Genomic DNA, 26250 nt, shown 5'->3' with positions numbered 1-26250 from the left:
GGGCGCGTCGCGGCACTATAGGCACAATATCTGTCCGGGGGAGCGCTCCATGCTGCACCAGTTGACCGTCAAGCAAAAACTGTTGGCCGGCTTTGGCCTGCTGATCATTCTGATCGCCATCATCGTGGCGGTGGCGATGATGAAGTTGAACACCATTGGGGACAAGATCCGCGATGTGACCGAGGACCGTTATCCCAAGATCGTGTTGGCCAACAAGATCAGCGTCACCACGCTGGACGTGGGCCGCTCCATCCGCAACGCCATCATCGTGCAGACGCCGGAGGAGACCGAGACCCATATCAAGAAGGTGGAGGAGTTCCGCGCCGCCAACGCCGTCAATATGGATCAGATGGAAAAGCTGTTGTCCACGCCCAAGGGGAAGGAGCTGTTCGACAAGCTCAAGACGGCCAGCGCCAATCTGGGCGGTCAGTTCGAGCCCTTGTACGCCTTGGCGCGCGCCAACAAGAACGAGGAAGCCAAAACCTTTCTGATGAAGACTTTTGCGCCGGCCAACAATGCGTTTTTAAAGGCGCTGAAAGAGATGTCTGACTTTCAGGAAGACTTGATGCAAAAGTCTATCGAGGGCAGCAAGGCCGCGCAGAGCGAGGCGGTGACGGTGTTGATCACCGTGGCGGTGATCGCCCTGATCGCCGCGGTGGCGATTGCGATGTTCATCGCCAATCTGGTGACGGTGCCGCTGAAGAAATCCGCGCAGCTGGTGCGTAATATCAAGCAGGGCGATTTGTCCGGCCACGATGAGCCGATTCCGGAGGCGCGCGACGAGGCCATCGCCATGGCCAAGGATATTCAGGAGATGCGCCAGGGCCTGCGCGAGGTGGTGGCCAGCATCCAGAAAAACGCCAACGAGGTGTCGGACTCCGCCCATGAGCTGGCCAGCATGTCCGAACAGGTGGCCCACGGCGCTCAGCGCCAGTCCGAGGCCACCTCGGAGGCCGCCGCCACCATCGAGGAGCTGACGGTCAGCATCAACCACGTGGCGGACAATTCCAACGAGGCTTCCCGCCAGGCGGCGATGGCCGGCGATCTGGCCAGCCGCGGCGGCCATGCGGTGAAGGCGTCGGTGGGCAATATCGAATCGGTGTCGTCTTCGGTGGCGGCCACTTCGGACCAGATGAAGGGCCTGACCCAGGAAGTACAGAAGATAGGCAATATCGTCACGGTGATCCGCGACGTGGCGGACCAGACCAACCTGCTGGCCTTGAACGCGGCGATTGAGGCGGCGCGCGCCGGCGAGATGGGCCGCGGCTTCGCCGTGGTGGCGGACGAGGTGCGCAAGCTGGCGGAACGCACCGCCAGTTCCGCTCAGGAAATCACTCAGATGATCGGTTCCATCCAGGGCAGCGCCAACCGGGTGGTGGGCAGCATGGAGCAGAGCCTGACCAGCGTGGGCACGGTGTCCGACGGCGCCGGCCAGGCCACCGACTCCATGCAGGAGATCGAAGGCAGCACTCACTCCATCGTGCAGTCCATCGGCAACATCACCAGCGCGCTGAGCGAGCAGCGCACCGCCAGCCTGAACCTGGCGCAGAGCATGGAGCGGGTATCGCAGATGGCGGAGGAAAACAGCGCCACGGTGGAAGAACTGGCCACCACCTCCAGCCAGCTCAATGCGCTGGCGCAGAACCTGCAGGGCGTGACCGCGCGTTTCCGGCTCTAAAAACGGGGTTCAAACCAGGCGGGTCCGGCAAGCGCGGGCCCGCCCTTCTCCGCGCTCAGTCGTACTGAGTGCCCTTCTGGATCAATTCCACCTTGTAGCCGTCCGGGTCCTGCAAAAAAGCGATCACGGTGCGGCCGTGCTTCATCGGCCCCGCTTCACGCGCCACGGTGTAGCCCAGCGCGCGCGCCTGCTCGCAGACGGCGGCGGCGTCGTCCACTTCTATCGCCACATGGCCATAGCCGTTGCCCAGCTGGTAATCGCCCTGATCCCAGTTATGGGTGAGCTCGATGGCGGCGGCCTCGGTTTCGTCTCGATAGCCGACAAAGGCCAGGGTGAAGCGGCCGTCCGGGAAGTCGTTGCGGCGCAGCAGGCGCATGCCCAGCGCCCGGGTGTAGAAGGCCAGCGCGGCGTCCAGATCGGCCACGCGCAACATGGTGTGCAGAATTCTCATGCGCTTTTTCCTGATGGTTGAGATGAAGAGCCTGTTCAATGTCTCGCGAGCCTGAACGAGACAAGGCGAAAGCGAGCGAAAAAGCGGAATGTACCGGTGGTAGATGAGCATTCCAAAGCGGGTTTCAACGCCGTATCGCTGAGGCGCAGCAGACTTTGAACAGCTTCTTAGATCGCGGTCATCTTAGCCGCGCTCATTACCCACAAAAAGCGACTTATAATGTACGGATCAATCACAAAAAGCGAAACATGAAACTCTCGCAACTGAATTTCTTCTGCGCGGTGGTGGAGCAAGGCAGCATCGCCGCCGCCGCCGAGCAATTGCACCGGGTACCGTCCAATCTCACCGCCCGCTTGCAGGAATTGGAGGCAGAACTGGGCGTCAAGCTGTTCAGCCGCGAAAACCGTCGCCTGCTGACCACGCCGGAAGGCCATCTGCTCTACCGCCACGCCCGCGGCCTGCTGCAACAGGCCGAGGAGGTGCGCGGCCTGTTCGACGGCGCGCCCGCGCGCGGCTTGCTGAGAGTGGGCGCGCTGGACGGCGCTCTGGCCACCCATCTGCCCGCCCGCATCGCCCGCTACCGCCGCCAGCACGCCGAGGTGGAGCTGCATCTGCGCGCCGGCCATTCGCTGGAACTGGAGCGCCAGCTGCAGGATGGTGAGCTGGACCTGATTCTCAGCGACGGACCGGTGGAGCATCCGCTGCTGACCAGCCGGCTGGCTTTCCGGGAGAAGCTGACGCTGATCGCGCCGCCGGACACCGCCGCGGCGACGGCGGAGGCCTTGGCCGGGCTGGAGCTGTACACCTTCGGCGCGGCCTGCCATTACCGCCGGCTGGTGGATCAATGGCTGCAAGCCTCCGGCGTGCGACCGCGCGCGGTGCTGGAGATCGAATCCTATCCGGCCATCTTCGCCTGCGTCGCCGCCGGCGCCGGCTTTTCCTGCGTGCCGGAAAGCCTGTGCCGGCCGCAAGACGGCTACCGCGGCTTCGCGCTGCCGGATTTGGCGATCAGCGACATCCACTTCATCTGGCGCAAGCAGCAGGACTCCGCATTGGTTGACGGTTTCGTCCAGTCCATCGCCGCGGACTGAAGGCCGGCGCCGCGCTGCGCGAACTCACTCAAGGCAGAAGGTTTCCTGCAAATGCCGCCAGCGCGGCGCGCCGGCCGCGTCGCGCTCAAACACCACGGTGGCCAACCGCAGGCTGCTCGGCCGGCCGCCCAGGTATTGCGCTTCGCGATAAGCCACCGTCGCGCCGCCGGCGTGTTCATCCAGCAAGGCCAGTTGATCCACGGCGATCTCCAAACCCGGCTTGCCGCCGCCGGTCCGGGCGAACAGCTGCCGCAGCCCGTCCAGATCCAGCTGCGCGCCGCTGGGCGCCACCATGGTGAAGCGCGGCGAGAAGCGCGCCATCAGGGCCTCCAGCGCGGCGGCGTCCGCCGGGCCGGCGAACCATTGCCGGATGGCGATATGCGCGGAGATCACTTCGTCGAAATAGGGATTGGGCTTGGTCATCGGACTTTCTCTCTGTTAGTGGCTGGGCCGCAGCAGGGCCAGCACCGTCGGGGTGTGGATGCGCAGCACGAAAACCGCCGGCGCCAGGGTCAGGCCGGCGGCGATGAAGAAACAGGCTTGGTAGACCTGGGCGGTGGCCGCCGGCGCGCCGCTGTAATGAGTCAGCGCGTTCAGCAACAGGCTGATCACGGCCACGCCCAGGCCGAAACTGAACTGGCGGTTGATGTTCCACAGCGCGCTGGCCTGCCGCAGCTCGGCCTCGGCGATATCCAGAAAAGCAGCGCTCTGCGCCGCGCTGCTGCACAGGCTGCCGCCGAAGCCCATCAGGGCGTAAGCGGCGATCAGCGGCCCCGGCGCGCTGGCCCCCAGGGCCAGCGCAACGATGCCGGCGCTCTGGAACAGCATGCCCAGCAGCAGCAGGGGCTTGGGGCCGCCATGGTTGAAGCGGCCGCGGGTCAGGCTGATCGCCAGCGCGGAGGCCAGCGCCCAGGGCAGCATCAGGCCGCCGGCGGCGGCGGCGCTCAGCTTGAGCACCTCTTGCAGATAGAGCATGGCCGCCAGGCTGACGCCCATGAACACGCCGGGGACGAACAGATACACCAGCATGGCGGTGCGCAGCAGGCGCCCGCGCAACAGCGTCAGCTTCAGCGCCGGCTCGGTCTTGCCGGCGGCCGCCCGCGCGTAGCCGGCCAGCGCGGCGGCGGCCAATAACAACGCGGCGAGTCCCCACGCCAGATGGCCGCTTTCGCCCAGCCAGGTCAAGCCCAACAGCAACGAGGCCATCCCGACGGCCAGCAAGGCCAGGCCGGACAGGTCCAGCGCGCCGCGCCGCGCCGGGGTCCGGTCTTCCGGCAGCCAGCGCGCCGCCAGCCACAACGTCAGCAGGGCCAGCGGCACGCTGGCCAGCAAGACCCAACGCCAGGACAAGGCGTCCACGATCAGCCCGCCCAGCGCCGGCGACAGCGCCGGCACGATCAGCGCCACGCCCATGATCAGGGCGGTGAGCCGGGCGCGGAGCGCCGGCGGATAATGCCGGTAAACCATGGCCTGGCCCACCGGGATCAGCAGGCCGCCGCCCAGGCCCTGCAGCGCGCGCCAGCCTATCAGGGCTTCGATGGACGGGGCCGCGCCCGCCAGCGCGGCCCCGGCGAGAAACAGCGCCAGCGATCCCAGCAGCACCCGCCGCTCGCCGTAAGCGCCGGCCAGCCACGCGCTGAGCGGGATCACCAAGGTCAGGCCCAGCATATAGGCGTTGCCCACCCAGGCCAGCTGCGCCAGCGACGCGCCCAGGCCGCGGCCGATGTCCGGATAGGCGACGCTGGCGATGAACATATTGATCAGGTCCAGCGCAAAGCCCAGCAGGTACACCAGGGTCAGTTTCGAACGAAGCGACATCGGCGCTCTCCACGGTAAAGGGGCCGAGTATAGACAGGGGGCGGCGCTGGAAATAGCGGCCGCCGCCGGCTAAACTGTCAAAATATTTTTGACAATAACAGGCGGTGCCGTGGTCAGTCTGGATCGTTTTGAAACCTTCAAGGCCGTGGCGGACGCCGGCTCCTTCACCGCCGCCGCCGCCGCGCTGGGGCAGACCCGCGCCGTGGTCAGCTTCAACATCAAGCGCCTGGAGCAGGAAATCGGCGTCGCGCTGTTGATCCGCAATACCCGCAGCCTGGCGCTGACGGACGCCGGCGCGCGTTTTTACCAGCGCTGCGCCGACATGCTGGAGCAGGCGCGGCTGGCGATAGACGACGCCCGCGCCGAACACGGCGAGCTCAGCGGCGCGCTGCGCGTCACCGCCACGCTGGAATACGGCCTGGCCAGGATAGCGCCGGCGATCGAGCGCTTCGCCCTGCGCCACCCGGCGCTGCAACTGCAGTTGTCCACCTCCTCGCTGCACGCCGATCTGATCGCCGAACGCTTCGACGTCGCCATCCGCCTGGGCCGCCTGCCGGAAACCGATCTGCACGCGGTGCCGCTGGCTCAGTTCGATATTTTCCCGGTGGCGGCGCCGGCCCTGCTGGCGCAGCGGCCGGACGGGGACGTCCGCGACCTGGCCGCGCTGAGCCGGCTGCCCTGGCTGGGACACAGCCGGCTCAAGCACGCCCAGCCCTGGCTGGTGGACACGCCGGACGGCGGCCAAGAAGCCTGGCGCCAGCATGGCCTGCCGCGGCTGAGTTCGGACAGCGCGTCCATTCTGCGCGCCTACGCGCTGGCCGGCCTAGGCGTGGCCCTGCTGCCGGACTGGCTGGTCAAGGCCGATCTGCAAGCCGGCCGGCTTTGCCGGCTGCTGCCCGATCACGGCTTCCCGCAGCAAGGCATCCACGCGCTCTACCCGCGCACCCGCCATGTGCCGGCCAAGGTGCGGGCCTTCATCGATTTTTTGCGCGAGCGCGAGGCGGCGGGCTAGCGGGCCGCCCGCGATTGTCCCGGTCATTGCCAGCGGCGCGGGCGCCGCGTCCACGCAGGCCTGCGCTGAACGGTGGGCAAAGCCGCGGCCTTGATGCAAAATGTGCGCTTCGCCCCCAATAAGCCACTCGAATGTCCTACCTCCGCGCCGCCTCGCTCCTGCCCGCCCTCTTGCTCTTGTCCGAATGCTGTCTGGCCGACGTGGGCAGCATGGGCGAAAACATGCTCAATATGGCGCTGTTCGCCATCGCATTCTGGCTGGCGCTGACTTGCTTGGTGTTCTGGAAGCTGCGCCGGCACACGGCCGGAGCCCAGTTCGGCTTCACCCTATTGTTTCTGCTGCTTCCCCTTTTGTGGGTGGTGAGCATGGGGCGCTGATCCGCCTGCTACGGGCAAAGAAAGGACGGCGCCGCAAAGCGCCGTCCTAGCCTATCGTTTCACTCCCGGCCACAAGCCGTTCAGAAGCCCACCGCCAGCAACAACCCCGCCGCCAGCGTGCCCAGCGCCGCCACTCCATAGGTGCAGGCCTTGGCCAGCGGCCCGCCGCGGACGCCGACATCGTGCAGGCTGTGGTAGATGCGGTGCGCCGCGTGCCACAACAGCAGGGCGATCAGGCCGAACAGCAGCGCCTTGCCGATCAGGCTTTGCGCCAGCGCCTGCAGCGTGGCGTAATCGGCTGCGCCGTCCGGCAGCCAGCCCAGCGGCGCGGCGATGCCGGTGATGAACACCAGCATGGGGCCGAACAAGGCGGCCAGCATGCCGCCTGCGCCGAACAAGCCCCAGAAAATGGGCGCGTGAGAGCGTTTCAGTTCCGGTTTCATGCCGTCATCCCCCATACCAGCATCAAGAGCGCGGCGCTGCACACCGCGGCGGCGGCCAGGCCGCCGGCGGTGATGGCCAGCGCGGACACCCGCCGCCCGGCCAGCGTCAGCGGCGGCAATGTGCGCGGCATGATCTTGAACCAGGTGTAGCTGTGGTAGGCGATCATGGCCAGCGCCGCCGCGTGCAGCAGCAAGGCCGGCGCGCTTTGCAAGGCGGCGATGAAGCCGTTCCAGGCCGCCTCCCCCTGGCTCAGCCGCCACAGCCCGCACAGCAGGGTCAGCGCGTAGCCGGCGACGAACAGCGCCGTGCCTTCGTGCACCATGTACTCGATGAAGTAAGGGTTCTTGCGCCACCAGCCTTCCATTGGCCGGACATACGGTTTGCGCTTGCTCATTTGCACGCCCCCTTGGGCCGGGCGAAGCGCAGGAAGTAATCCCTGGCCACCGCCGTCTTGTTGAGGTTGACCGCATTGGCCGGGTCCACCATTTTGGGGCAGACCTCGGAGCAGTAGCCCACCGCAGTGCAGTTGAACACGCCTTCCTGCGCGGCCAGCAGCTCCATCCGCTCTTCGGCCGCGCCGTCGCGCGTGTCCATATTGTAGCGGTGCAGCAGCGCGATGGCGCCGGGCCCCAGGAACGTGTCGTCCAGGCCGTACTGCGGGCAGGCGGCGTAGCACAGCAGGCAGTTGATGCAGCTGCTGAACTGGGCGTACCAGTCCATCTGCGCCGGGGTTTGCAGGGTTTCGCCCTCGGACAAGGGCTTGTCTTCCTTGGGCACGATATAGGGCTGGATGCTTTCCAGCTTGGCGATGAAGTCGTCCAGCACCACCACCAGATCGCGTTCTATCGGGAAGTGATTCAGCGCCTCGATGCGCACCGCGCCGGGGTAATCGCGCAGGAAGGTCTTGCAGGCCAGCTTGGGCACGCCGTCCACCATCATGCCGCAGCTGCCGCAAATCGCCTGGCGACAGGACCAGCGGAAAGCCAGGCCGCCGTCCAGATAATCGCGGATGTATTGCAGCGCCTGCAGCACCGACATGTCGTCGCGGTACGGCACTTCAAAGCTTTGCAGCCACGGCTCGCTGTCCTGCTCCGGACGGTAGCGCATCACGGCTATGGTCTTGGTCTGTTCGCTCATGCCTTGCCCTCCTTGGCCGCGGCTTCCGCCGCCAGTCCGGCCGCGCCGTAGGCGCGCACCGCCGGCTGCGATTTGGTGATCTTCACTGCGCCGTAATCTATGCGCGGCGCGTCCGCGCCCTGGTAGACGGCGAGGCTGTGTTTGAGGAAGTTGGCGTCGTCGCGCTGCTCGCAGCCGTCCAGCCGCTGATGGGCGCCGCGCGATTCGCGGCGTTGCAGCGCGGAATGCGCCATCGCCTCGGCCACGTCCAGCTGGTAGCCCAGCTCGATGGCCAGCAGCCAGTCGCTGTTCCAGACGCTGGATTTGTCTTCCACATGCACATTGCGGAAGCGCTGCTTCAGTTCCGCCAGCTTGTCGCAGGTGGCCTGCATCGAGGCTTCCAAGCGGTAGATGCCGCAGCCGGCTTCCATGGTTTCCGCCATTTCGCGGCGCAGTTCGGCGATGCGTTCGCCGCCTTCGCGCGCGCGCAGCGCGTGCAGGCGCGCCTCGGCGGCCTCGGCCTGCTGTTGCAGCGCCTCGCGCCGCGCTGGACGGCGCGATCGCGCGCAGCGGGCGGCTTCTTCGCCGGCCACTTTGCCGAACACCGACAGTTCCGCCAGCGAGTTGGAGCCCAGGCGGTTGGCGCCGTGGATGCCGACGCTGGAGCATTCGCCGGCGGCGAACAGGCCGGGCATGGGCGCGGCGCAGCGGCCGTCGACCAGGATGCCGCCCATGGTGTAGTGCACCGCCGGCCGCACCGGAATCGGCGCCTTGGCCGGGTCTATGCCCAGGAATTCCTCGGCCAGCTCGCAGATTTGCGGCAGCCGTTCGCGCAGCTTGGCGTGGCCCAGGTGGCGCAGGTCCAGGTACACCGCGGAACCCCACGGGCCTTCCACGGTGCGGCCCTGCTGCTGCTCGTACCAGAAGGCCTGGCTCAGCCGGTCGCGCGGGCCCAGTTCCATGAATTTATTGCGCGGCTTGTCCTCGGCCGGGCCCAGGCCGTAATCCTGCAGATAGCGGTAGCCGTCCTTGTTGACCAGCAGGCCGCCTTCGCCGCGGCAGGCCTCGGTGAACAACAGGCCGGTGCCGGGCATGCAGGTGGGGTGGTATTGGACGAACTCCATATCGCGCAGCGGCACCCCGTGGCGGTAAGCCAGCGCCATGCCGTCGCCGGTGACGATGCCGCCGTTGGTGTTTTCGCGGAACACCCGGCCGGCGCCGCCGGTGGCCATCACCACCGCGCCGGCCTCGATCAGCAGGCTGTCGCCGCTGGCGATGTCTATCGCCAGCACGCCGCGCGCCTCGCCGTCTTCCACGATCAGATCCGCGCAGAAGTATTCGTCGAAACGGCGAATGGACGGGAAGCGGATCGAGGTCTGGAACAGGGTGTGCAGCATGTGGAAGCCGGTCTTGTCGGCGGCGAACCAGGTGCGTTCAATCTTCATGCCGCCAAAGGCGCGCACATTGACGCTGCCGTCCTCCTTGCGGCTCCACGGGCAGCCCCAGCGTTCCAGCTGCACCATTTCCTCCGGGCACTGGCTAACGAAGTATTCCACCACGTCCTGCTCGCACAGCCAGTCGCCGCCGGACACGGTGTCGTTGAAATGGGCGTCGAAGCTGTCGTGCGCCTGCTTGACCCCGGCGGAGCCGCCCTCGGCCGCCACGGTGTGGCTGCGCATCGGGTAGACCTTGGACACCAGCGCGATGCGCAAGGCCGGGTCCGCCTGGGCGGCGGCGATGGCGGCGCGCAAGCCCGCGCCCCCCGCTCCCACGATCACGATGTCTGCTTGGTAAGTTTCCACAAGCTTTCCTCACTTAGAAGTACAAATGCGTCAATCCGTACGCCGCCAGCGTGGACACCCCCACCCCTATCAGCCCCGGCATCATGAAGCTGTGGTTGAGCAGGTATTTGCCGATGCGGGTGGTGCCGCTGCGGTCCATATTGATGGCCGCCAGGTCGCTGGGATAAAAGGCGAAGAAGAAATAGGCGTAGCAAGAGGGCATGATGGCCAGCAGCTGATGCGGACTCAGGCCCAGCGCCAGACCGAAGGGCACCATGATGGTGAGCGTGGCGGCCTGGCTCTTGACGAAGGCGGACACCGCGAACATCGCCAGCGCGAAGGTCCACGGCGCGTAGGCCACCATGGCCTTGATATTGGCCACCAGCAGCGGCTCGTTGGCCTTGACGAAGGTGTCGCTCATCCAGGCGATGCCGAAGATGGACACCACGGCGATCATGCCGGCGGTGAACACCTCGGAACGGGCGATCACCGCGGCCTTGGCGTTGGAACGGAACAGGATGAAGGCGCCGAAGGCCAGCATCACGAACTGCACCACCGTGGTCATCGGCACCGGCTTGCCCTGGCTGACCGGCAGCCATTGCGGAAACAAGGCCAGCAGCACGATGACGAGGATGCCGGAGAAGAACAGCGCCACCGATTGCCGCGCCGCCGCCGGCAGGGTCTTGTCCAGGGTGGTGACGGATTTTTCCACCGAGGCGCGGAAGTCCGGGTCTTGCATCCGGGCCAGGAATTCCGGATCGCGGTCCAGTTCCACGCCGCGGCGCAGGCTCCAGCAGGCGGCGGCCAGCACGCCCAGCAGGCCGGACGGCGCGGTCACCATCAGGATTTGCCACAGGGTCAGCGGCTGGCCGCTGTGGGCGGTCATCGCCAGCAGCGAGGTCACCGCCGCCGCCGCCGGGCTGGCGGTGATGCCCATCTGCGAGGCCACGCTGGCCATGGCCATCGGCCGCTCCGGGCGGATGCGGGTTTTCAGCGACACGTCGGCGATCACCGGCAGCAGCGAATACACCGCATGGCCGGTGCCCACGCACATGGTGAGCAGGAAGGTGGACAGCGGCGCCAGGAAGGTGATTTGCTGCGGATGGCGGCGCATCAGCCGCTCCGCCTGCTGCACCAGGAAGTCCAGGCCGCCGGCCACTTGCAGCGTGGCCGAGGCGGTGACCACCGCCAGGATGATCAGCATCACGGTGATGGGCGGCTCCGCCGGCGCCACGCGGAACACGAAGCACAGCACCGCCACGCCCAGCCCGCCTATCATGCCCAGGGCCACGCCGCCGCGGCGTATGCCCATCAGTATCGCCGTCAGCAGCAGCGCGAATTGTATCCAGAAAACCCACATGATCTTGTCCCTATTAGCCATTGTTTTTCGCTGTTATAGGGATTAACAGCATCGGCTAATAGACCTTGATCAAGTCCGGATCATAACGATTTCAAAACAGACCATTGGCATTGAAAACCGGCTTTTTTCAAGCCCTCCAGCCTGCTCCACTGACCTTAATAACGGCTAACCATGATATTCCGTATGGCTATAACTGGGCAGCATGCGGCTTGCGCATGCCCAATTGACGCCAATACCAGGGCAGAGGCCCGCGGCCTTCCCGCCCAGTTGAAGACCCCGTTTGGAGATCTCGTGATGAAACGCCATGAATTGTCCCTGCTCGCCGGCCTGCTGCTGACAGGCTACGCCGCCGCGCAGCCGGTGCCGCTGCCCAATCCCGGCATCCCCGGCTACCAGTTCCCGGAACCGGAATCCACGCTGATGCAGTGGATCAATCAGCCCAGCGCCGCCCATGCCCGCAATATCCACCGCCACGGCTGGGGCATGTGGGCCGCGCTGACCATGCCCAGCGGCCAGACCGAATACGGACTCGCCAACGCGCCGGTCTATCTGACCTGGCTGACGCCGAACGAGGTGGCCGCCCTGCCCGCGGACGCGGCCGCCAACGCGACGTCGGCCTTGGCGGCGGCTCCGCGCCAGATGCGGCTGCGCGTGCCGCGCCAGTTCATGCGCATTCCCGGCTTCATGGAAAAGCTGCAGGCGCGGCTGGCGGCGCTGAGCCAAAGCCAGGACCAATCCGCCCGCGGCGTGCGCGACACCTCTTCGTTTGAAATGGTGGGCTACGACCCGAGCGCCGCCGCCTTCGCCAGCAAGAACCAGCTGTTTTCCAAGGCGGCGCTGAACAAGCTCTACCAGGCCGGCAACGCGTCGATTCCGGCCTTCCCAAGCACCGCCGTCACCATCAAGCCGGTATACAAGCTGGTCAACAAGGCCAATATGATTCCGGGCACCTCCTTGTATGTGATGCCGGCCTGGCCCGGCACGCCCAAGCCGACGCCGGCGATGCAAAGCGGCGGCTTTCCGGAGGAGGCCTGGCCCGGCTGCGTCTACATCGACGCCAAGAACCCGGGCCGCTCCGCGGCTCAGAGCGTGGATGCTTCCTGTAGCAGCCCCAGCGCCGCCAATACCTTCGGCCTGGGCGACTTCATCCGCATCCCGATCACCACCGCCAACGCCGCCCTGTTTTCCAGCCTGGCGCAAAACCAGTTGAAACAGCCGGTGGAGCCCGGCGACACCCTGATCCTGATGGCGATGCACGTCACCTCGCGCGAGATGACGGAATGGACCTGGCAAACCTTCTTCTGGACGCCGGCCCCGGCCAAGCCGCCGCTGCCCAGCTCCGTCGCCGTGGCCCAGGCGCGTCCGGCGCAACTGCCCTGGCCGGCGGCGCATTACGCGATGTCCATCGGCTACCAGATGGTGGCGCCCAACCAGCCGGTGAACGGCGGCAAGAGCGTCGGCTCGCCGGTCACGGTGTACAACCCCTACTTGGAGGCCAGCTTCGGCAGCAGCGTCTTCCAGCCCCCACCACCGGTGAACGTGGGCATTTACAACCCCAAGACCAAGACCACCTTCAAGGGCACCCTGGGCATACAGAGCAATTGTATGACCTGCCACTCCGGCGCCTCGGTGAAGATGGACAGCACGGTCAAGCCGATAGGCTACGCCACCAATTTCTACATCCCGCGCAATGCGCCCATGTTCAAGGGCAATCTGCAAACCGACTTCCTGTGGTCCATCGCGGACGGCGCGGATTAAGCGGCATGGCCTGAAGACGAACGCCCATCCTCCGGACGGGGGATGGGCGCAGGGTACGGCGCGCGGTTTCGAGCAGGTTTTTAGAAGCTGTTCAAAGTCTCGCGAGCTAAGACGAGGCAAGGCGAAAACAGCTGAGAAAGCGGAATGTACACGTAGTACATGAGCGCTTCGAAGCCGTTTTCAACGCCGCATCGACGACGCGCAGCAGGCATTGAATAGGTTCTTAAGGCGTTTTCTGCGCCTGCACCGCCGAAAAATGGCTCACCACCTCGCTCAGCTGGGCGGTGCTGCTGCGGATCTGGTCGATGGAGGTGCTGGCCACGCCGGCGTGCTCCTCGCCCATCCGCGCCTTGACCTGCATCTCATGGATGCTCTCGCTGGCAGACGAGGTGCCGTTGCGGATGTCGTCTATCATGCCGGCCACTTCCTTGGTGGAGGCGTTGGTGCGCTCGGCCAGCTTGCGCACCTCGTCCGCCACCACCGCGAAGCCGCGGCCCTGTTCGCCGGCCCGCGCCGCCTCGATCGCCGCGTTCAGCGCCAAGAGATTGGTCTGATCGGCGATCTCATGGATTGTGTTGACGATGGAGGTGATGCGCAGGGTTTTGGAGTCCAGATCCTCGATGATCTTGACCGAGCGCTCGGCGCTGTCCGCGATCAGGCTCATCTCGCCTATGGTGTCCTTGATCACCGCCAGGCCGTCCGACGAGGCCGCGTCGGACGCGGCGGACAAGCGGTGCGCCTCCTTCACCAGATGCAGGTCGTGCTGCGCCGCTTCTTCTTCCTCGGTGATGTCCAGCGCGAACTTGATCACTTTATAGACCTCGCCCTCGTCGTTGACGATGGGGTTGTAGCTGGCCTCCAGCCAGATTGGCCGGCCCTGCTTGTCGCGGCGCTCGAACTTGCCGGCGATGAAGGTGCCCTGGTTCAGCCGCTGCCACAACTCGGCGTAGGCCGGGCTGTGCACATAATCGGGAGAACAGAAGATCCGGTGATGCTGGCCGATGATTTCCTGCTCGGTGTAGCCCACCGTGCTCAGGAAGTTGCCGTTGGCGCGCAGCACGATGCCGTCGATGGAGAATTCGATCACCGCCATGGAGCGGCTGACCGCCTTCATGGTGTTGCGGGCCTCCAGCTCGGCTTGCACCGACTTGGTCACGTCCAGCGCGAACTTGACCACCGCCGTCACCTGGCCGGCTTCGTCGCGCACCGGATTGTAACTGGCCTCCAGCCACACGATCTCGCCGTCCTTGGTCACTCGCTTGAAGCGGTCGCTGACGAAATGCCCCTGCTTCAGCCGGCTCCAGAAGGTGGCGTACTCGGCGCTGCTCACGTAGTCGGCCGGACAAAACAGCCGGTGATGCTGACCTATCACCTCGCTGGCGCGGTAGCCCATCACTTCTTCAAAATTGGCATTGGCGGAACGCACCACGCCGTCCGGCGAAAACTCGATCACCGCCATCGAGCGGTCTATCGCCTGCAACACGCCCTGCTGTTTATGCAGCTCCGCCACCGTATCCCGCAATTTGCGTTTCAACGCCATATTGAACATGCAGCAACCTTTCCGCTCGAGTCATCGTCCTTGCCGTCAGCGCTCCTCTTCCACTCTTTATTTACAAAGCCGGTCATGCCAATGTCAAACCGTAAAAACACCTACCGCCCCCCGGTGGCCAAAATGCCGGGCCGCGCAAAAACAAGCCGCCTTGCGGCGGCGTGACCAGGGCGCTCGCGCGCCGCTCAAGCTTCAGCGTCCGGATCGGTGACCAGCCGCGAGAACATCTTGAAATTGCCCGGCTCGCCGCGCACCTGGCGATAGCCCCGCAGCAAACCCTCGTATTGAAAACCGCTGCCGCGCAGCAATTGCTCGGCGCGCCGGTTGCCGTCGCGCGCCACCGCCTGTACCCGGTACAAGCCGCAACCGACAAAGGCCCAGACCGTGACCGCCTTGCAGGCGGCCTGCCCCAGACCGCGCCCCCAATAGGCCGGCGCCAGGTCGAAATCGATCTCCGCCTTGCGATCCTCCGGCCAGACGGCGTCGAAACCAACCGAACCGGCCAGATTCCCCGATTCGTCGTCAACAATGGCCAGCCGCAACGGCGCGCCCGGCTCGTCGGAGCGATAGGCCTGCACCAGCGGCGCCAGATCCGCCGCCGATTGCAGCTCCCAGCGCAGATGCTGCGCCACCTCGGGCAGGCGCAGATAGTCGTACCAGTCCGGAATATCCAACATTTCCATGGGACGCAGGCTGAAACCCTGCAGATCGATAGACGGCGGGGTTATCACATTCATCACGAGCACCAGAATGAGGCGGCCGGCCCCCGCGCTTGCAAGCGAGTGGACCCGGCCGCGCTTTATTGTGTACAGCGGGAGACCGCACTCCATTCTAGAAGATCGCTCGCCAATAGAAAGCCTATCTAGGCCCGCTCAAGGTCTTGCGAACAAGAGCGGGACAAGGCGCAAACGGCTGAAGAAGCGGATCAGGCGGTCAAGGCCGGGCTGCCGGCCGGTGCGGCGGGCGCAGGCTGGGGGGCCTGGGCCTGCGCGTTGGCGGCCTGGATTTGCGGGCTATCGCCGGGGCTGAAGCTTTGCGTCACTTTGCCGGTCATCAGAATGCCCAGCACCACGATCACCGAATTGTCTATCGGCAAGGACGGCGAGCCTTTCTGGATCGAGGTGTAGGCCCAGACCAGCAGCACGCCCAGCGCCCACAGCAGGAAAGCCAGCCGCGTGGCGGAAAAGCTGCCGAAACCATCCTGCAAGAATTCAGAAACCTTCATCTTCCATCCTTTCCCGTTGAACCGGCGGGCAGGCCGCCTGCTATTTAGCGATATAGCGCCGCGGCCAAGGGCCGGCAAAACCGGAAAACACTTAGAACCGGTTCTAAAGCCTACTGCGCGTCAGCGATACCGCGTTGACCCTCCCTTCGAAACGCTCATATACCCTTGTACATTCCGCGTTCTCAGCTGTCTTCGCCTTGCCTCGCTCTCCTGGCGTGAAAGCTAGTCTTTAGGCCGGCGCCTTCTCCGCCGGGCTTGGCCATAATACGGAAGGGCAAGCGCTCCGCCGCCGCAGAAGCATTCCGTCGCCTGTTTCAAGACGGCCGCCGCGGCGGCCATCCGCCTTCATGCCCGCTCCATATCAACAAGCCGCCGCGCCCACGGGCCGAGCGGCGGTCCGGCTCGCTCTTTGATTGACCCTAACTTGGAAGGAGTCTCGCCATGAGCCTAGACCAAGCCGTATTGGACAGCCCGGTTGTCGAAGACATCGACGCTCAGATCGAAAAAGTGCTGGCCATGATGTCCGCCCGGGACCTGCAGCAGTTGCAAGCCAAGCTGCGGCAGCTGTATCAATTGGAGTATTCCGAAACCGACGCGCATCCCTTCAATATCAAGACCATCATCAAGGGACGCGACATCCGCTTTGCGCGCGGGGTGTCGCCGGCTTCCCGCGCCTTCATGATTCTGCACAGCCTGGGGCATTATTTTTTCATCTGCGCGGCCAGGCGCAAGAACATCGAGCGTTATGACTATATTTACGACCTGCGCGGGGTGCAGACGGCGCTGCACTATTACGAAACCGCCGGCCAGGGCAGCGGCCTGGATCAGCCGCCGCCGATGACGGAGCAGAAACGCAAGGACCGGGTGTCCTTCGAGGTGGGCGCCAACCGCTTTGCCGCCGATCTGCTGGCCGACATCGGCTTCGGCCAGGCGGCGGCGCTGATTCAGCGCTATCAGGTGGGCGACATCAACTACATCCTCGACGTGTCGCGCGGCGGCAAGGCCGCCATCGTGCCCAGCGATCACGACTATCTGCGCCGCTACATCTGCGCCGGCTTGTCCATAGACCCCGACGACGCTTACGATGACGGCGTCTACGATCCGGACGCCTACCGCCGGGACGGCATAGATTGGCAACATATCGAGGATATCCGGCTTGAGATCCATTTCTTCTGATTCTTCCGGCCGCGCATGGGCGGCATAAGCCGCCGCCAGCTGGCCGCCCTGTTCTGCTGCATGTTCATCATCGGATCGGCCGAAGTGGCGGCCGGCCCGATGATGGCCATGATGGGCCGCCATTTCGGCGTGCCCTCCAGCGCCATCGCCTATCTGCCCGCCGCTTACGGCCTGTGCTACGGCGTGTTCGCGCTGCTGGCCGGCCCGCTGTCCGACCGCTTTGGCCGCAGGCCGCCCTTGCAGCTGGGCCTGCTCGGCTTCGCCCTGTGCTGCGCGCTGCTGCCCTCCGCCCCCGGCCTGAACGCGGCCGTCGCGCTGTCCGCGCTGAGCGGGCTGTGCGCGGCGGTGATCCAGCCCAATGCGCTGGCGCTGGTGGCGGACCTGGCCCCGCGCGCCCAGCTGGGCCAAAGGCTGGGCCAGGTCTTCATCGGGCTGATGCTGGCCTTCGTGCTGACGCCGGCGCTGGCCGGGCGGCTGGCGGACACCGCCGGCTGGCAGGCCAGTTATTACGCGCTGGCGGCGGCCGGCCTGCTGGCCTGGGCCGCGGTGCGGCGCTGGTTCCGCGCCGACGGCGGCCGCCTGACGGCGGGCGGCGGCTTCCTGGCCACCCTGGCCGGCGCCTGGCGCACGCCCGGCGCGCGGCGCCGGCTATGCGTCAGCTATCTGTGGCTGGGTTGGGTGGCCGGCTTCGGCGCGGTGGTGGCCGAGGTGGCCGCGCGCAAGCTGGCGCTCAGTTCCACCGGCGGCGGCCTGCTGGCCGGCGGCTTGGGCCTGGTGGTCATCGCGGGCAATCTCTGCGGTCCGCCGTTGCAAAGGCGGCTGGGCGAGGCCGCCCTGCCGGCCGCGGCGCTGGCAGCGGCGCTGGGCATCCTGGCCTTTCTGCTGCCCCTGAGCGCGCTGTGGCAACTGGCGCTGGCCGGCTGTCTGTGGGCCTTCGGCTACGGCTGCGCCGGGCCCTTGCACCACGCCCGCTTGAGCACCCTGTCCGAACGCTATCGCGGCACCCTCAATTCCTATCACGCCAGCTTGTTGAACCTGGGCATTTTTTCCGCCGCCCTGTTGCTGGGCCTGAGCAGCGAGCCAAGACCGGTGGCCTGGTTCTGCGCCGCGGCCGGGCTGTTGACCCTGGCCGGCGCGCTCTTGCTGCTGCCCTTCGGGCCGGGCTTGCGGCCGGCGGACGCCAAACAGGCCTAAGAAGCTGTTCGAAGGCTATCGTTGGCATTAAGAAATACAATTCCGGCATCGGCTTGCAAATCCGCGCGTCGGACGCATCATGACAAATACAAAATAAAATGCCATACAACTAAGGAAACGTCATGATTGCCATTCGGGAGATCGACCATATCGTGCTGCGGGTCAGCGACCTGGCCAAGATGGAGCGCTTTTACCGCGAGGTGCTGGGCTGCACGGTGGAGCGCCGGCGAGAGGACTTGGGGCTGTTGCAGTTGCGCGCCGGGCATTCGCTGCTGGACCTGGTGCCGGTGGACGGCCCGCTGGGCCGGGCCGGCGGCCGCGCACCGGCCGCGGAAGGCCGCAATCTGGATCACTTCTGTTTCCGCGTCGAGCCTTTCGACGAGGAGGCGATACGCGCCCACCTCGCAAGCCACGGCCTCAGCGCCGGGGAAACCGCCCAGCGCTACGGCGCCGAGGGCGACGGCCCCTCCTTGTACTTGCAGGACCCGGAGGGCAATGTCGTGGAGCTGAAAGGCCCGCCCTCCCCTTAGAAGCTGTTTACGATCTGCTGCGCTGCGGCGATACCATAGAACCTGTTCAATGCCTGCCGCGCTTCCTGACGGCGCGGCGAGCGCCGCTTCGGCCCTCTGAGCCGCCTCCGCGGCCGCAAGGCCTGAGCTCCAAAACCCCAAACCGCTGTTGAACCCGGCGTCGCCGCGCCCGTCGTGAGCGGCGTCTTTCGGCGCTAAGCGCCGGCTCACAGGCCGCTCCGGCAAACTGGGTTTGGCGGTTTTAAATATTACTGGTTTTGATTTTTTTATTTAGACATAAATACTCTAGTCTAAACCGCTTCGATAATAGGGGGTTTAATCCGCCCGCCCTAATCGCGTTAATTCAAACAACCGTTTGGAGTAAATGCCGAAATTCAAACTGGCATTGAATTGGTATTAAATATCGTCAATGACGCTTATTCGCCGCGCCGGCGGCCGCGCGCGGCGGATATAAAAAACCCCTGAAGCGGACAGCGTCTTCAGGGGTTGTGTCGCGTGAGTCCGCGTTCAAGGCTGTCTGCGAGCCTGAATGCCCGCCGCCACCTTTTGCAGCTTGTCCGCATAGCCCGGATCGGTGGCGTAGCCGCCCTGCGCCAGCGCCTGAGCGAAGGCCTGGGCGTTGCCGCCCACGCCCAGCGCGCCGCGATAACGCGGATTGCCGGCCAGCAGCTGCGCGTAATCGGCGAAGGCGTCTTGCAGGCCGGAGTAGGCGCGGAAGCTTTCCGTCCGCTTCACGTCGCGGCCGTCCACATGCTCGGTGGTCAAGGCGCGGCTGACTTCGCCCTGCCAGCCCTTGCCGGCCTTGATGCCGAACAGATTGTGGTTGCTGCCGCCGTCGGCGCGGGTCAGCGGACGCTGGCCCCAGCCGGACTCCAGCGCCGCGTGAGCGGCCACCAGTTCCGGCGCCACGCCCAATTTGGCGGCGGCCTGTTGCGCGTAGGGCGCGATGCTGTCGAGAAAGGCTTGCTGGTCCGCGCCGTAGGGCATGCTGCCGCCCAGGGTGGCGTCCTGGACGCGCTGACGCGCCCAAGCGCCTTCCGGCGACAGGCTGGACCAGCTCTCCGAGCCGTTTTCGATGAAGTCGCGCACTTCGCTGCGCAGCTGACCGCTCCATTGGTCGGCGAAACGCTCGCCGTCCCCGCCGCCCTGGCCGATCAACGGCAAGGCGACGGCGTCGGCGCCGAAGTCCGGCCCGGCGCCGATGTCATTGCGCACAGTAAACATCGCTGTCTCCATTCAGCACGCGGTTCATCAGGTCCTGCTGCTGTTGCAGCAGCTGGCCATTGCGCAGGTTCAGGGTCTGGCACAAACGGATCTGCTCCACCAGCGCGTTCCAGCGCTGGCGGCAGGCTTGTTCCGCAGCGGCGGGCAAAAGCTTGAGCACCGCGTCCATCGAGGCGGCGCGGCCGCGGCCCAGCAATTGGCCGGCCAGTTGCAGGCGCTGGTCGCGGCTGGCCTGCAAGGCGTCGCATTGGGCGACGATGTCGGCCCCCAGCTGCCGCAGCTCGTCGGCCTGATGCGCCAGCGCGGCGGCGAACTGCTGTTCCAGCAGTTGCTCCAAGCGGCCGTAGCCTTGCAGATCCTGCTGCACGGTGGCCAGCAGTTGTTTGAAGGCTTGCTCGCGATTCATTCAGCGGCTCCGGTGGTATTGCTCCACCAGATCGGCCAGGCGGGCGGCGTCGAAGCGCACTTCGCCGCGCGCCAAGGCGGCGCGCACTTCTTCCACCCGCTTCATGTCGATGTCCGGCAGCGCGCGCAGTTCCGCCACCGCCGGCGCCATGTCCTGGCTCGCGGCGGGCGCGGCGACGGCGGCGGGCGCGCGGGCCGGCGTTTCCGCGGCGGCGCTCTGGCCGCCGACCGCCAGTTCGCGGCGTTGCGACGAGGTCGAATTGATTTGCATAGTTTGGAATCCGTCTGGTTAGGCTGTGCGAGCGGCGCGGCCGCTCGGAGCGGGCCCTGCGGCCCGCCCTTACCCTTTCAAGGCGACAGTCTGAAAAAAAACTTAAAAATTTACCGGTAACATTTTCAGAACGACAATGCGCCGGTTTTCCAGACGGATATAGCGGCCGAACACCAGTTCCTTCAGGATGCGCGCCACCATCTCGCGGGAGGAGCCGATCTGGTCGGCGATTTCCTGCTGGGTCAGCTGCTTTTTCAGCACCATTTCCTCGCCGTCCTGCTCTTCCAGCATTTGATTGATCAGGATGCGCACGCGGCCGTACACATCCATCAGCGCCAGGTTCTTGGCCTTGGTGGACATGCGGCGCACCACTTGCACCAGATGGCACATGATGCGGGTGCGGGCCTCCGGGCTGTGCGGCAGGCCGTCTTCGGTATCGAACAACTGCATCAGGCTGTCGCGGCTGAACACCAGCAGGTGGCTGTCCTCGTCCGCCGCGCAATTGGAGCTGCGCTCGCCGCTGTCGATGAAGCCGACCATGCCGATCAGCTCCCCGGAAGCGCAGATTTGCAGAATGTATTTCTTGCTGAGTCCATCCGAAACAAAGACTTGCATGCAACCGCTGGCCAGCAGATAGACCTCGTTGGCGCTATCGCCCTCGTTGTACAGCACCTCGCCCTTGTTCAGGCGGCGGCTTTCGGCCAGTTCCAGCGCTTTGTCCAGTTTGTCGTTGTCCAGATGTCCGAACAGATGTGTGCCTCTTAACAAGGCTTTGATATTGTGGTTTTCATTCATGACCACGTCGTCCCCGATAGTCTTGCGATTGAATCGACTTTCCCGCAGATGTTTGCCGCCTTTTGGCGTCTTTTTTGTCAACATCATCCGAGTCTTTCGCTCGGATTTTTATTAATCAGGTGCGGATTATAATATTAGCGGTTAACAAAAGTGTGAAAAAACACACATAAAAAAAGCCTGAAACGAATCAGGCTTTTGTTTTGAACCCAAAAAAATAAAAGTTCAGCGGGGAGTTAGGCCATCTTGCAGCGCGCTATCCAGATCGGATTTCTGTAGTGGCGAACTTACAACACTGGTCTCGCGATTGCCGCTCTGTCCCGGCGGTCCGAACATGGCCACCACCGCCTGCGCCTGCTTGCTGGTCATCACCAAGAGCTCGATGCGGCGGTTGTAGGCGGCCAGCGGGTGCCCGGCGTCCAGCGGCGCCCGGTCCGCCATGCCCACCACTTGCAAAATGCCGGCGGCGTTCATGCCGCCTTCCAGCAGATGCAGCCGCGCCGCCATCGCGCGGTTGCTGGACAGACCCCAGTTCGAAAACGAACCGAAGCCGGCGGTCCGGTATTGCGCGGCATCCGTGTGTCCGACAATCAGCAATTGATTGTCGATATGGCCGAACATCTCGCCCATATCGTGCAACAGCCGCTTGAAGCGCGGCTCGACGATGGCGCTGCCGCGCTCGAACATGCCCTGGTTGTCGGTGTCGTGCAGCATCACCCGCAAGCCGTAAGGCGTGACCACGGTCTGCAGATTGCTGGCCAGGCCGGCGTCGCGGCTCATCTTGGCCAGCAGGCCGGCCAGCTTTTCCAGATCCGCCACGCTGTCCAGGCTGCGCTGGCCCTGTCCGTCGAAGGTTTTCTTGGCCACCTTGTTGCTCTCCTGCAGCAGGGAGTCGGCCTTGGTGGTGGTGGTGGGCTGGCCCGGAATCGGGTCGCGCGGGATCAGGCTGCCCGGCGGCGTGCCGGTATGCTCGATGCTGCGCGAGCCGCCGGCCTTCAGCGGGCTGCCGCCGCCGGCAGTCAGCAATTGCTGCAGGTTTTCCTGGTCGCGCGCGGCCAGCACCCATAGCACCAGGAACAAGCACATCAGCGCCAGCACGAAGTCGGCGAACGCCACTTTCCACGCGCCGCCGTGCCCTTCGGAATCCTGACGGCGCGACACCTTCTTGATCACCGCGGCTTCATGCTCGCGATTGGGTTTATTCGCCATGCCGGCCATCCGCTCAGTTCACGCCTTCCAGCGCGTTGATCCAGGTTTCCAGCTGGGAGAAGCTGGGCTTGGTGTTCAGCTGCACCAGGCGGCGGCCGGCGTCGATGGCCAGCAGCGGCGGCTTGCCGGACACATGGGTGGTCAACACCACTTTCACCGATTCGTAGTTGGACAGCTCCTGCTTGACCAGCTGGTGCATCATATTGGACAGCGGGTCCAGCACGCCGTAGCAGAAGAAGATGCCGATGAAGGTGCCCACCATGGCGGCGGCCACTTTCTCGCTGATCTCGCCGGCGGTGGCGCCCTGGCTGACGCTGTTCATCGCCATCACGATGCCCAGCACCGCGGCCAGGATGCCGAAGCCCGGCATCGCCTCGGCGATTTTGTGCAGCGATTTGGACGGCTGGTTCAATTCTTCGTGAATGGCGTCCAACTCCTGGTCCAGCACGCCCTCCAGTTCATGGGCGCTGATCTTGCCCATGGCCATCAAACGGAAGTTGTCGACGATGAAGGCCAGCAGCTTGGGTTCTTCCAGCACCAGCGGGTAGCGGTTGAACAAGGCGCTCTGACGCGGGGCCTCCACGTGTTCGTCCAGCGCCTTCAGGCCCTGGCTGGCGGTGATCAGCAGTTCGTACATCAGCAGCAGCAGCTGGCGCTGAAATTCCGCGTCGTACTTCTTGCGCATGCCGACGCGCTTGATCTGGCCGCCCATTTCCGTCAGCACGTGCTGCGGATTGCCCAGCACGATGGCGCCGACGGCGGCGCCGCAGATGATCAGCAGCTCCACCGGCTGCCAGATCACGGACAGGATGCCGCCATGCAGCATGAAGCCGCCAAAGACACAAACCAGCACGATCAGAATGCCGAATAATTGCTGCATGTTTTCTTTCCTCGGGCTCAGGCCGCTTGTAGGCAGGCCTGCATTTTTTTGAGAGCGCTCTTGTTGATCTGGCAGACGCGCGCTTCGGTCAGCGCCAGCACCGCCGCGATCTCCTTGAGACTCAGTTCAAATTCGTAATACAGCTGGATCACTTGCTGTTCGCGCGGGTTCAGCGCCTGCAAGGCCACGGTCAAGGCGCTTTTCAGCGCCAGCCGCTGTTCCGGATTGTCTTCCGCCGCCGGCTCCAGGCCCTGGGCCATCAGTTCGTCGAAGCTGGACAGCGCTTCCGCGTTGTCGGCCAGCAACGCCTCCTGATAGGCCTCGGCGCTGAGGCCCAGCAGCTGCATCGCCTCGGCTTCGCTGGGTTCGCGCCCCAGCTTGCGGCTGAGCAGGCGCAGGCCGTCGCGCACGCGGTGGGCTTCCTGGCGCACCGAGCGCGGCCGCCAGTCCAGCCGGCGCAATTCGTCCAGGATGGCGCCGCGAATGCGCAAAATGGCGAAGCCGGCGAACTTGTCGTCCGGCTCGCCGTAGCGGCGCAGGCTTTCCAGCAAGGCCATCAGCCCCACCTGCTCCATGTCTTCGCGGTCGAACACGCCGCCGGCCTGAGACGACAGCTGGCGCGCCACCCGCTTGACCAGATGGGCGTACTGACGCAGCGCCTCGGCTTCGCCGCCGGCGCTGGCCGGGGCTTCGGCGTAACTGGCGTACATGGCGGCTTACTCGATGATCAATTTGCTGACCATCACCTCGCTGAACGGCGCGTCGCGTCGCTCGCGCAGAAAACCGCCGGCATAGGCCTTGGCCAGCAAGCGCTGGTAGTCGTCTATGCTCATCGTCAGCGCCTTGTCCGCCGGCAGCTCCGACAGCGCGCGCACGGCGATGCTCTTCAGGAAGGGCAGCTGGGACTTGACCTCGGCCTCCTGCTTTTCATTGCTGCGGAACACCAGGTCCACCGCCATGAAGCGGGTGGCGGATTCCCCGCCGCGCAGCATCACGATCACCTTGTCCATGCTGACGAAGCGCGCGTCCAGCGCCGCCGCCGGCTTGGGCGCTTCCGCGGCCTGCGGCGCGCGCGAACTCAGCCACCACCAGGCGCCGCCGCCTGCGGCCAGCGCCGTCACGATGGCCACGATCAAAATCACTACGATGTTTCGATTCATTCTTGTGCTTCCGCTGCTCAGCCCTGGCCCAGCCAGAAGCCTTGTCCATCACCCTGCCCCGCTTCCGCCAGCGCCCGTCCCGGCGCGCGTTGCGGCTGCTGTTGCCCCTGGCGTTCCTGACGCTGCTGGCCGCCCTGCCCCGGCGCGCCTTCGCGCACCTCCACCGCCACCTGGGTGTATTGGCGGTTGGACAGGTCCTGGCGCAGCGCGTCGCCGATGGCTTGCAACTGGCGCACCACTTCGCCGTGCGAGGCGGTCAGTTGCACTTGCAGCGCGCCGGCTTCGTGGCGGATGGAGATTTCCAGCGAGCCCAGCGAGGGCGGGTCCAGCCGGATCAGCGCGCGGTCCATGCCGTGGCTGCTTTGCACTTGCAGGCGCTCGCCCAGCGCGGCGCTGAGCTTGTCGCCCCATTTGGCCGATTGTTCCGCGGGCAGCTTGATCGGCGCCCATTCCGGCAGCGGCGCGCCGGCCTTGTCCTGCGGCTGCGGCGCGATGGCGGCCAATAAGGGCGCGGCGGCTTGCGCCGGCGCCGGCGTTTCGCGGCCGGCCTGAGCCTCGCCGGCCGCGGCCGGCTTGGCCGGCAACGGCGCCAGGGTGTTGAGCGCGGCGGACAGCGCGTCCGCCGGCAGCGCCGTCTCGGCGTTCCGGCGCGGCGTCGCGGCGCTGGCGACAAGCGCGGCCGCGTCCATCCCGGGCTGCGCCGGCGCGCCGGCCTGCGGCGTCGGAGCCAGCGGCTGCGGCATGGCCGGCGTCGCCGGCAACGGCGGCGCGGCCAGGGCGAGCGGCTGCGCCGCCGGCGTCCCGGCCTTGGCCTCGTCGCCCGCGGGGGCCTCGGCGTCTGCGTCTGCGTCCGCCGCCGGCGCGGCGTTCTGCCCGTCCATCAGGCTGGCCAGCAAGGCGCTGGCGAAGTCGCCGCCGGACGCCGGCGCCGCCGCGTTCGGGTCCAGCAGGGGATCGGCCGGCGCGACGTCGGCGGGCGTTGACGCGCCGCCGGCGAGAAGATTGGGGGGCAAGGATACGTTCATGCTTGATTCCAGTCGCTGACTTCGGCGTAGGCGATTTGCGCGTCGCGCTGATGGCTCAGCGCGGCGATTTTGTCTTGTAGTTCCGCGGAGTCGGCGCGGCAGACTTCCAGCGCGTCGCGGTAGGCGGCGCGCAGAGCGGCGCGCGCGGCGGCGTCCAGCGCCTGAGGCTGGGTGCGCAGCAGCTCGGCCAAGAGTTGGTCCAGCGCGGCCAGGCGCTCCCAGTCGCGCTCGGCGCAGGCGCGGCGGATGGCGGCTTCCAGCGCGGCCGGATCAGGCGGCTTCATGCTGGTCCCGCACGCCTATCCAGCCGCCCTTGAGCTTGATCAGTAGCTGTTCCGCCTCGTCCAGCGCCGCCACGTCCAGATTGACGCTGGCGTGGTAGAGCCGGTAGGCGCAGTAGTCGTAAAGCCGCGCCAGATTGGTGACCACCTCGCCGCCGGAATCGAAGTCCAGCGCGCTGGACAGGCCGTTGAGGATGTTGATGCACTTGCTGATGCTCTCGCCCTTTTGCTCGTAGCGCTGGTTTTCCAGATGGCCGCGCGCGCGCGCCATTTCTTCCAGCAGGCCGTCGAACAGCACCAGCACCAATTGCACCGGCGAGGCGGCGTGGGTCTGCGCTTCCAGATTGACCGCGTGATAGCTGCGGTAGGCGTCGTATTCCACGTTGTCGTGCTCCTGTTCTAATTCAATAGGCGGGAGGGGGTCCCTCCCGCCGAATTCTGTG

The 26250-nt window shown here is 65.6% G+C and carries 30 protein-coding genes; 8 read left to right on the top strand and 22 right to left on the bottom strand.

Going from position 1 to position 26250, the window contains the following annotated elements:
* Positions 1-49: 49 nt before the first annotated feature.
* Positions 50-1678, top strand: a complete 1629-nt coding sequence (locus tag HQN78_RS01880; protein WP_227104188.1) for a methyl-accepting chemotaxis protein — start codon at positions 50-52, stop codon at positions 1676-1678.
* Between the two features lie 55 nt (positions 1679-1733).
* On the opposite strand, the gene gloA is transcribed toward HQN78_RS01880, so the two are convergent.
* Positions 1734-2129 carry a lactoylglutathione lyase gene (gene gloA, locus HQN78_RS01875; protein ID WP_107799868.1) on the bottom strand — a complete coding sequence of 132 codons (396 nt, stop codon included), beginning with the start codon at positions 2127-2129 and terminating at the stop codon, positions 1734-1736.
* 248 nt (positions 2130-2377) lie between these two features.
* On the opposite strand from gloA, the gene HQN78_RS01870 reads away from it, so the two are divergent.
* A complete protein-coding gene (locus HQN78_RS01870; protein ID WP_235087561.1) occupies positions 2378-3220 on the top strand; it encodes a LysR family transcriptional regulator in 843 nt (280 codons plus the stop codon).
* 24 nt (positions 3221-3244) lie between these two features.
* Here HQN78_RS01870 and HQN78_RS01865 read toward each other — a convergent pair whose 3' ends face one another.
* Positions 3245-3643 (bottom strand): hypothetical protein, encoded by a 399-nt coding sequence (locus tag HQN78_RS01865; protein WP_235087558.1) that lies wholly within the window; start codon positions 3641-3643, stop codon positions 3245-3247.
* 15 nt (positions 3644-3658) lie between these two features.
* Positions 3659-5038: an MFS transporter gene (locus HQN78_RS01860; protein WP_235087556.1), complete on the bottom strand. Its 1380-nt coding sequence runs from the start codon at positions 5036-5038 to the stop codon at positions 3659-3661.
* 109 nt (positions 5039-5147) lie between these two features.
* Here HQN78_RS01860 and HQN78_RS01855 point away from each other — a divergent pair, with 109 nt between their 5' ends.
* Together HQN78_RS01855 and HQN78_RS01850 are read left to right on the top strand one after the other, a co-directional pair.
* A complete protein-coding gene (locus tag HQN78_RS01855; RefSeq protein ID WP_235087553.1) occupies positions 5148-6050 on the top strand; it encodes a LysR family transcriptional regulator in 903 nt (300 codons plus the stop codon).
* A gap of 131 nt (positions 6051-6181) precedes the next feature.
* Entirely contained in the window at positions 6182-6427 is a 246-nt protein-coding gene (locus tag HQN78_RS01850; RefSeq protein WP_081545763.1) for a hypothetical protein, read from the top strand.
* An 80-nt stretch (positions 6428-6507) separates the two neighbouring features.
* On the opposite strand, the gene frdD is transcribed toward HQN78_RS01850, so the two are convergent.
* The 5 genes from frdD to HQN78_RS01825 are packed head-to-tail and all read right to left on the bottom strand — an operon-like array spanning position 6508 to position 11128.
* On the bottom strand, positions 6508-6870 hold the full coding sequence (gene frdD, locus HQN78_RS01845; RefSeq protein WP_235087551.1) for a fumarate reductase subunit FrdD: 363 nt from the start codon (positions 6868-6870) through the stop codon (positions 6508-6510).
* Entirely contained in the window at positions 6867-7265 is a 399-nt protein-coding gene (locus HQN78_RS01840) for a fumarate reductase subunit C (RefSeq protein WP_235087548.1), read from the bottom strand. The genes frdD and HQN78_RS01840 overlap by 4 nt, the downstream gene beginning before the upstream one ends.
* Positions 7262-8008, bottom strand: a complete 747-nt coding sequence (locus HQN78_RS01835) for a succinate dehydrogenase/fumarate reductase iron-sulfur subunit (RefSeq protein WP_235087545.1) — start codon at positions 8006-8008, stop codon at positions 7262-7264. Before HQN78_RS01835 ends, HQN78_RS01840 begins: the two co-directional genes overlap by 4 nt.
* Entirely contained in the window at positions 8005-9789 is a 1785-nt protein-coding gene (frdA, locus tag HQN78_RS01830) for a fumarate reductase (quinol) flavoprotein subunit (protein WP_235087543.1), read from the bottom strand. Before frdA ends, HQN78_RS01835 begins: the two co-directional genes overlap by 4 nt.
* 13 nt (positions 9790-9802) lie before the next feature.
* Positions 9803-11128, bottom strand: coding sequence for an anaerobic C4-dicarboxylate transporter (locus HQN78_RS01825; RefSeq protein ID WP_107799876.1), 1326 nt, complete (start codon positions 11126-11128; stop codon positions 9803-9805).
* A 294-nt stretch (positions 11129-11422) separates the two neighbouring features.
* On the opposite strand from HQN78_RS01825, the gene HQN78_RS01820 reads away from it, so the two are divergent.
* Positions 11423-12886: a hypothetical protein gene (locus HQN78_RS01820; RefSeq protein ID WP_235087541.1), complete on the top strand. Its 1464-nt coding sequence runs from the start codon at positions 11423-11425 to the stop codon at positions 12884-12886.
* Between the two features lie 223 nt (positions 12887-13109).
* On the opposite strand, the gene HQN78_RS01815 is transcribed toward HQN78_RS01820, so the two are convergent.
* The 3 genes from HQN78_RS01815 to HQN78_RS01805 all read right to left on the bottom strand — a co-directional run bounded on the left by HQN78_RS01815 (position 13110) and on the right by HQN78_RS01805 (position 15660).
* A complete protein-coding gene (locus HQN78_RS01815) occupies positions 13110-14435 on the bottom strand; it encodes a PAS domain-containing methyl-accepting chemotaxis protein (RefSeq protein WP_107799878.1) in 1326 nt (441 codons plus the stop codon).
* Between the two features lie 185 nt (positions 14436-14620).
* On the bottom strand, positions 14621-15172 hold the full coding sequence (locus HQN78_RS01810; protein WP_107799879.1) for a GNAT family N-acetyltransferase: 552 nt from the start codon (positions 15170-15172) through the stop codon (positions 14621-14623).
* Between the two features lie 188 nt (positions 15173-15360).
* The gene (locus tag HQN78_RS01805; RefSeq protein WP_107799880.1) at positions 15361-15660 is read right to left on the bottom strand and encodes a hypothetical protein; all 300 of its coding nucleotides are present in this window, start codon (positions 15658-15660) and stop codon (positions 15361-15363) included.
* A gap of 441 nt (positions 15661-16101) precedes the next feature.
* On the opposite strand from HQN78_RS01805, the gene HQN78_RS01800 reads away from it, so the two are divergent.
* The 3 genes from HQN78_RS01800 to HQN78_RS01790 all read left to right on the top strand — a co-directional run bounded on the left by HQN78_RS01800 (position 16102) and on the right by HQN78_RS01790 (position 18560).
* Positions 16102-16836 carry a hypothetical protein gene (locus HQN78_RS01800; protein ID WP_107799881.1) on the top strand — a complete coding sequence of 245 codons (735 nt, stop codon included), beginning with the start codon at positions 16102-16104 and terminating at the stop codon, positions 16834-16836.
* A gap of 15 nt (positions 16837-16851) precedes the next feature.
* Positions 16852-18030 carry an MFS transporter gene (locus HQN78_RS01795; RefSeq protein ID WP_227104198.1) on the top strand — a complete coding sequence of 393 codons (1179 nt, stop codon included), beginning with the start codon at positions 16852-16854 and terminating at the stop codon, positions 18028-18030.
* Positions 18031-18152: 122 nt separating this feature from the next.
* Positions 18153-18560 (top strand): VOC family protein, encoded by a 408-nt coding sequence (locus HQN78_RS01790; RefSeq protein WP_107799882.1) that lies wholly within the window; start codon positions 18153-18155, stop codon positions 18558-18560.
* Between the two features lie 507 nt (positions 18561-19067).
* Here HQN78_RS01790 and HQN78_RS01785 read toward each other — a convergent pair.
* The 11 genes from HQN78_RS01785 to fliS all read right to left on the bottom strand — a co-directional run bounded on the left by HQN78_RS01785 (position 19068) and on the right by fliS (position 26189).
* Entirely contained in the window at positions 19068-19784 is a 717-nt protein-coding gene (locus tag HQN78_RS01785) for a glucosaminidase domain-containing protein (RefSeq protein ID WP_235087539.1), read from the bottom strand.
* On the bottom strand, positions 19765-20190 hold the full coding sequence (flgN, locus tag HQN78_RS01780; protein ID WP_107799884.1) for a flagellar export chaperone FlgN: 426 nt from the start codon (positions 20188-20190) through the stop codon (positions 19765-19767). Before flgN ends, HQN78_RS01785 begins: the two co-directional genes overlap by 20 nt.
* Positions 20191-20460 carry a flagellar biosynthesis anti-sigma factor FlgM gene (flgM, locus tag HQN78_RS01775; RefSeq protein ID WP_048415766.1) on the bottom strand — a complete coding sequence of 90 codons (270 nt, stop codon included), beginning with the start codon at positions 20458-20460 and terminating at the stop codon, positions 20191-20193.
* Between the two features lie 102 nt (positions 20461-20562).
* Entirely contained in the window at positions 20563-21255 is a 693-nt protein-coding gene (locus HQN78_RS01770) for a Crp/Fnr family transcriptional regulator (RefSeq protein ID WP_107799885.1), read from the bottom strand.
* Positions 21256-21477: 222 nt separating this feature from the next.
* A complete protein-coding gene (locus HQN78_RS01765) occupies positions 21478-22461 on the bottom strand; it encodes a flagellar motor protein MotB (protein ID WP_235087536.1) in 984 nt (327 codons plus the stop codon).
* Between the two features lie 13 nt (positions 22462-22474).
* Positions 22475-23341, bottom strand: a complete 867-nt coding sequence (gene motA, locus HQN78_RS01760; RefSeq protein WP_107799887.1) for a flagellar motor stator protein MotA — start codon at positions 23339-23341, stop codon at positions 22475-22477.
* Between the two features lie 17 nt (positions 23342-23358).
* Complete coding sequence (locus HQN78_RS01755; RefSeq protein WP_107799888.1) at positions 23359-24051, bottom strand: RNA polymerase sigma factor FliA; 693 nt, start codon at positions 24049-24051, stop codon at positions 23359-23361.
* A gap of 6 nt (positions 24052-24057) precedes the next feature.
* Entirely contained in the window at positions 24058-24501 is a 444-nt protein-coding gene (fliL, locus tag HQN78_RS01750) for a flagellar basal body-associated protein FliL (protein ID WP_107799889.1), read from the bottom strand.
* 17 nt (positions 24502-24518) lie between these two features.
* Positions 24519-25526, bottom strand: coding sequence for a flagellar hook-length control protein FliK (locus HQN78_RS01745; RefSeq protein WP_235087534.1), 1008 nt, complete (start codon positions 25524-25526; stop codon positions 24519-24521).
* Positions 25523-25810: an ABC transporter substrate-binding protein gene (locus tag HQN78_RS01740; RefSeq protein WP_235087531.1), complete on the bottom strand. Its 288-nt coding sequence runs from the start codon at positions 25808-25810 to the stop codon at positions 25523-25525. Before HQN78_RS01740 ends, HQN78_RS01745 begins: the two co-directional genes overlap by 4 nt.
* Positions 25797-26189, bottom strand: coding sequence for a flagellar export chaperone FliS (gene fliS, locus HQN78_RS01735; RefSeq protein ID WP_048407819.1), 393 nt, complete (start codon positions 26187-26189; stop codon positions 25797-25799). The genes HQN78_RS01740 and fliS overlap by 14 nt, the downstream gene beginning before the upstream one ends.
* Between the last annotated feature and the right edge of the window lie 61 nt (positions 26190-26250).

Origin of the sequence: Chromobacterium sp. Beijing, assembly GCF_021496765.1 — a bacterium.
Taxonomy (GTDB): domain Bacteria; phylum Pseudomonadota; class Gammaproteobacteria; order Burkholderiales; family Chromobacteriaceae; genus Chromobacterium.
The sequence above is the reverse complement of the archived record's forward strand: the minus strand, read 5'-3'. Positions and strand labels throughout refer to the sequence as shown.

What these genes read in the sequence shown, in the direction of transcription:
- HQN78_RS01880 (WP_227104188.1), top strand. Translation starts at nt 50, where the DNA reads ATGCTGCACCAGTTGACCGTCAAGCAAAAACTGTTGGCCGGCTTTGGC.
- frdD (WP_235087551.1), bottom strand. Translation starts at nt 6,870, where the DNA reads ATGAAACCGGAACTGAAACGCTCTCACGCGCCCATTTTCTGGGGCTTG.
- HQN78_RS01810 (WP_107799879.1), bottom strand. Translation starts at nt 15,172, where the DNA reads ATGAATGTGATAACCCCGCCGTCTATCGATCTGCAGGGTTTCAGCCTG.
- flgM (WP_048415766.1), bottom strand. Translation starts at nt 20,460, where the DNA reads ATGCAAATCAATTCGACCTCGTCGCAACGCCGCGAACTGGCGGTCGGC.
- HQN78_RS01815 (WP_107799878.1), bottom strand. Translation starts at nt 14,435, where the DNA reads ATGTTCAATATGGCGTTGAAACGCAAATTGCGGGATACGGTGGCGGAG.
- HQN78_RS01870 (WP_235087561.1), top strand. Translation starts at nt 2,378, where the DNA reads ATGAAACTCTCGCAACTGAATTTCTTCTGCGCGGTGGTGGAGCAAGGC.
- HQN78_RS01790 (WP_107799882.1), top strand. Translation starts at nt 18,153, where the DNA reads ATGATTGCCATTCGGGAGATCGACCATATCGTGCTGCGGGTCAGCGAC.
- HQN78_RS01765 (WP_235087536.1), bottom strand. Translation starts at nt 22,461, where the DNA reads ATGGCGAATAAACCCAATCGCGAGCATGAAGCCGCGGTGATCAAGAAG.
- HQN78_RS01825 (WP_107799876.1), bottom strand. Translation starts at nt 11,128, where the DNA reads ATGTGGGTTTTCTGGATACAATTCGCGCTGCTGCTGACGGCGATACTG.
- HQN78_RS01805 (WP_107799880.1), bottom strand. Translation starts at nt 15,660, where the DNA reads ATGAAGGTTTCTGAATTCTTGCAGGATGGTTTCGGCAGCTTTTCCGCC.
- flgN (WP_107799884.1), bottom strand. Translation starts at nt 20,190, where the DNA reads ATGAATCGCGAGCAAGCCTTCAAACAACTGCTGGCCACCGTGCAGCAG.
- HQN78_RS01850 (WP_081545763.1), top strand. Translation starts at nt 6,182, where the DNA reads ATGTCCTACCTCCGCGCCGCCTCGCTCCTGCCCGCCCTCTTGCTCTTG.
- gloA (WP_107799868.1), bottom strand. Translation starts at nt 2,129, where the DNA reads ATGAGAATTCTGCACACCATGTTGCGCGTGGCCGATCTGGACGCCGCG.
- HQN78_RS01755 (WP_107799888.1), bottom strand. Translation starts at nt 24,051, where the DNA reads ATGTACGCCAGTTACGCCGAAGCCCCGGCCAGCGCCGGCGGCGAAGCC.
- HQN78_RS01865 (WP_235087558.1), bottom strand. Translation starts at nt 3,643, where the DNA reads ATGACCAAGCCCAATCCCTATTTCGACGAAGTGATCTCCGCGCATATC.
- HQN78_RS01820 (WP_235087541.1), top strand. Translation starts at nt 11,423, where the DNA reads ATGAAACGCCATGAATTGTCCCTGCTCGCCGGCCTGCTGCTGACAGGC.
- HQN78_RS01740 (WP_235087531.1), bottom strand. Translation starts at nt 25,810, where the DNA reads ATGAAGCCGCCTGATCCGGCCGCGCTGGAAGCCGCCATCCGCCGCGCC.
- HQN78_RS01860 (WP_235087556.1), bottom strand. Translation starts at nt 5,038, where the DNA reads ATGTCGCTTCGTTCGAAACTGACCCTGGTGTACCTGCTGGGCTTTGCG.
- motA (WP_107799887.1), bottom strand. Translation starts at nt 23,341, where the DNA reads ATGCAGCAATTATTCGGCATTCTGATCGTGCTGGTTTGTGTCTTTGGC.
- HQN78_RS01795 (WP_227104198.1), top strand. Translation starts at nt 16,852, where the DNA reads ATGGGCGGCATAAGCCGCCGCCAGCTGGCCGCCCTGTTCTGCTGCATG.
- HQN78_RS01840 (WP_235087548.1), bottom strand. Translation starts at nt 7,265, where the DNA reads ATGAGCAAGCGCAAACCGTATGTCCGGCCAATGGAAGGCTGGTGGCGC.
- HQN78_RS01835 (WP_235087545.1), bottom strand. Translation starts at nt 8,008, where the DNA reads ATGAGCGAACAGACCAAGACCATAGCCGTGATGCGCTACCGTCCGGAG.
- HQN78_RS01785 (WP_235087539.1), bottom strand. Translation starts at nt 19,784, where the DNA reads ATGTTTACTGTGCGCAATGACATCGGCGCCGGGCCGGACTTCGGCGCC.
- fliL (WP_107799889.1), bottom strand. Translation starts at nt 24,501, where the DNA reads ATGAATCGAAACATCGTAGTGATTTTGATCGTGGCCATCGTGACGGCG.
- HQN78_RS01800 (WP_107799881.1), top strand. Translation starts at nt 16,102, where the DNA reads ATGAGCCTAGACCAAGCCGTATTGGACAGCCCGGTTGTCGAAGACATC.
- HQN78_RS01770 (WP_107799885.1), bottom strand. Translation starts at nt 21,255, where the DNA reads ATGAATGAAAACCACAATATCAAAGCCTTGTTAAGAGGCACACATCTG.
- HQN78_RS01745 (WP_235087534.1), bottom strand. Translation starts at nt 25,526, where the DNA reads ATGAACGTATCCTTGCCCCCCAATCTTCTCGCCGGCGGCGCGTCAACG.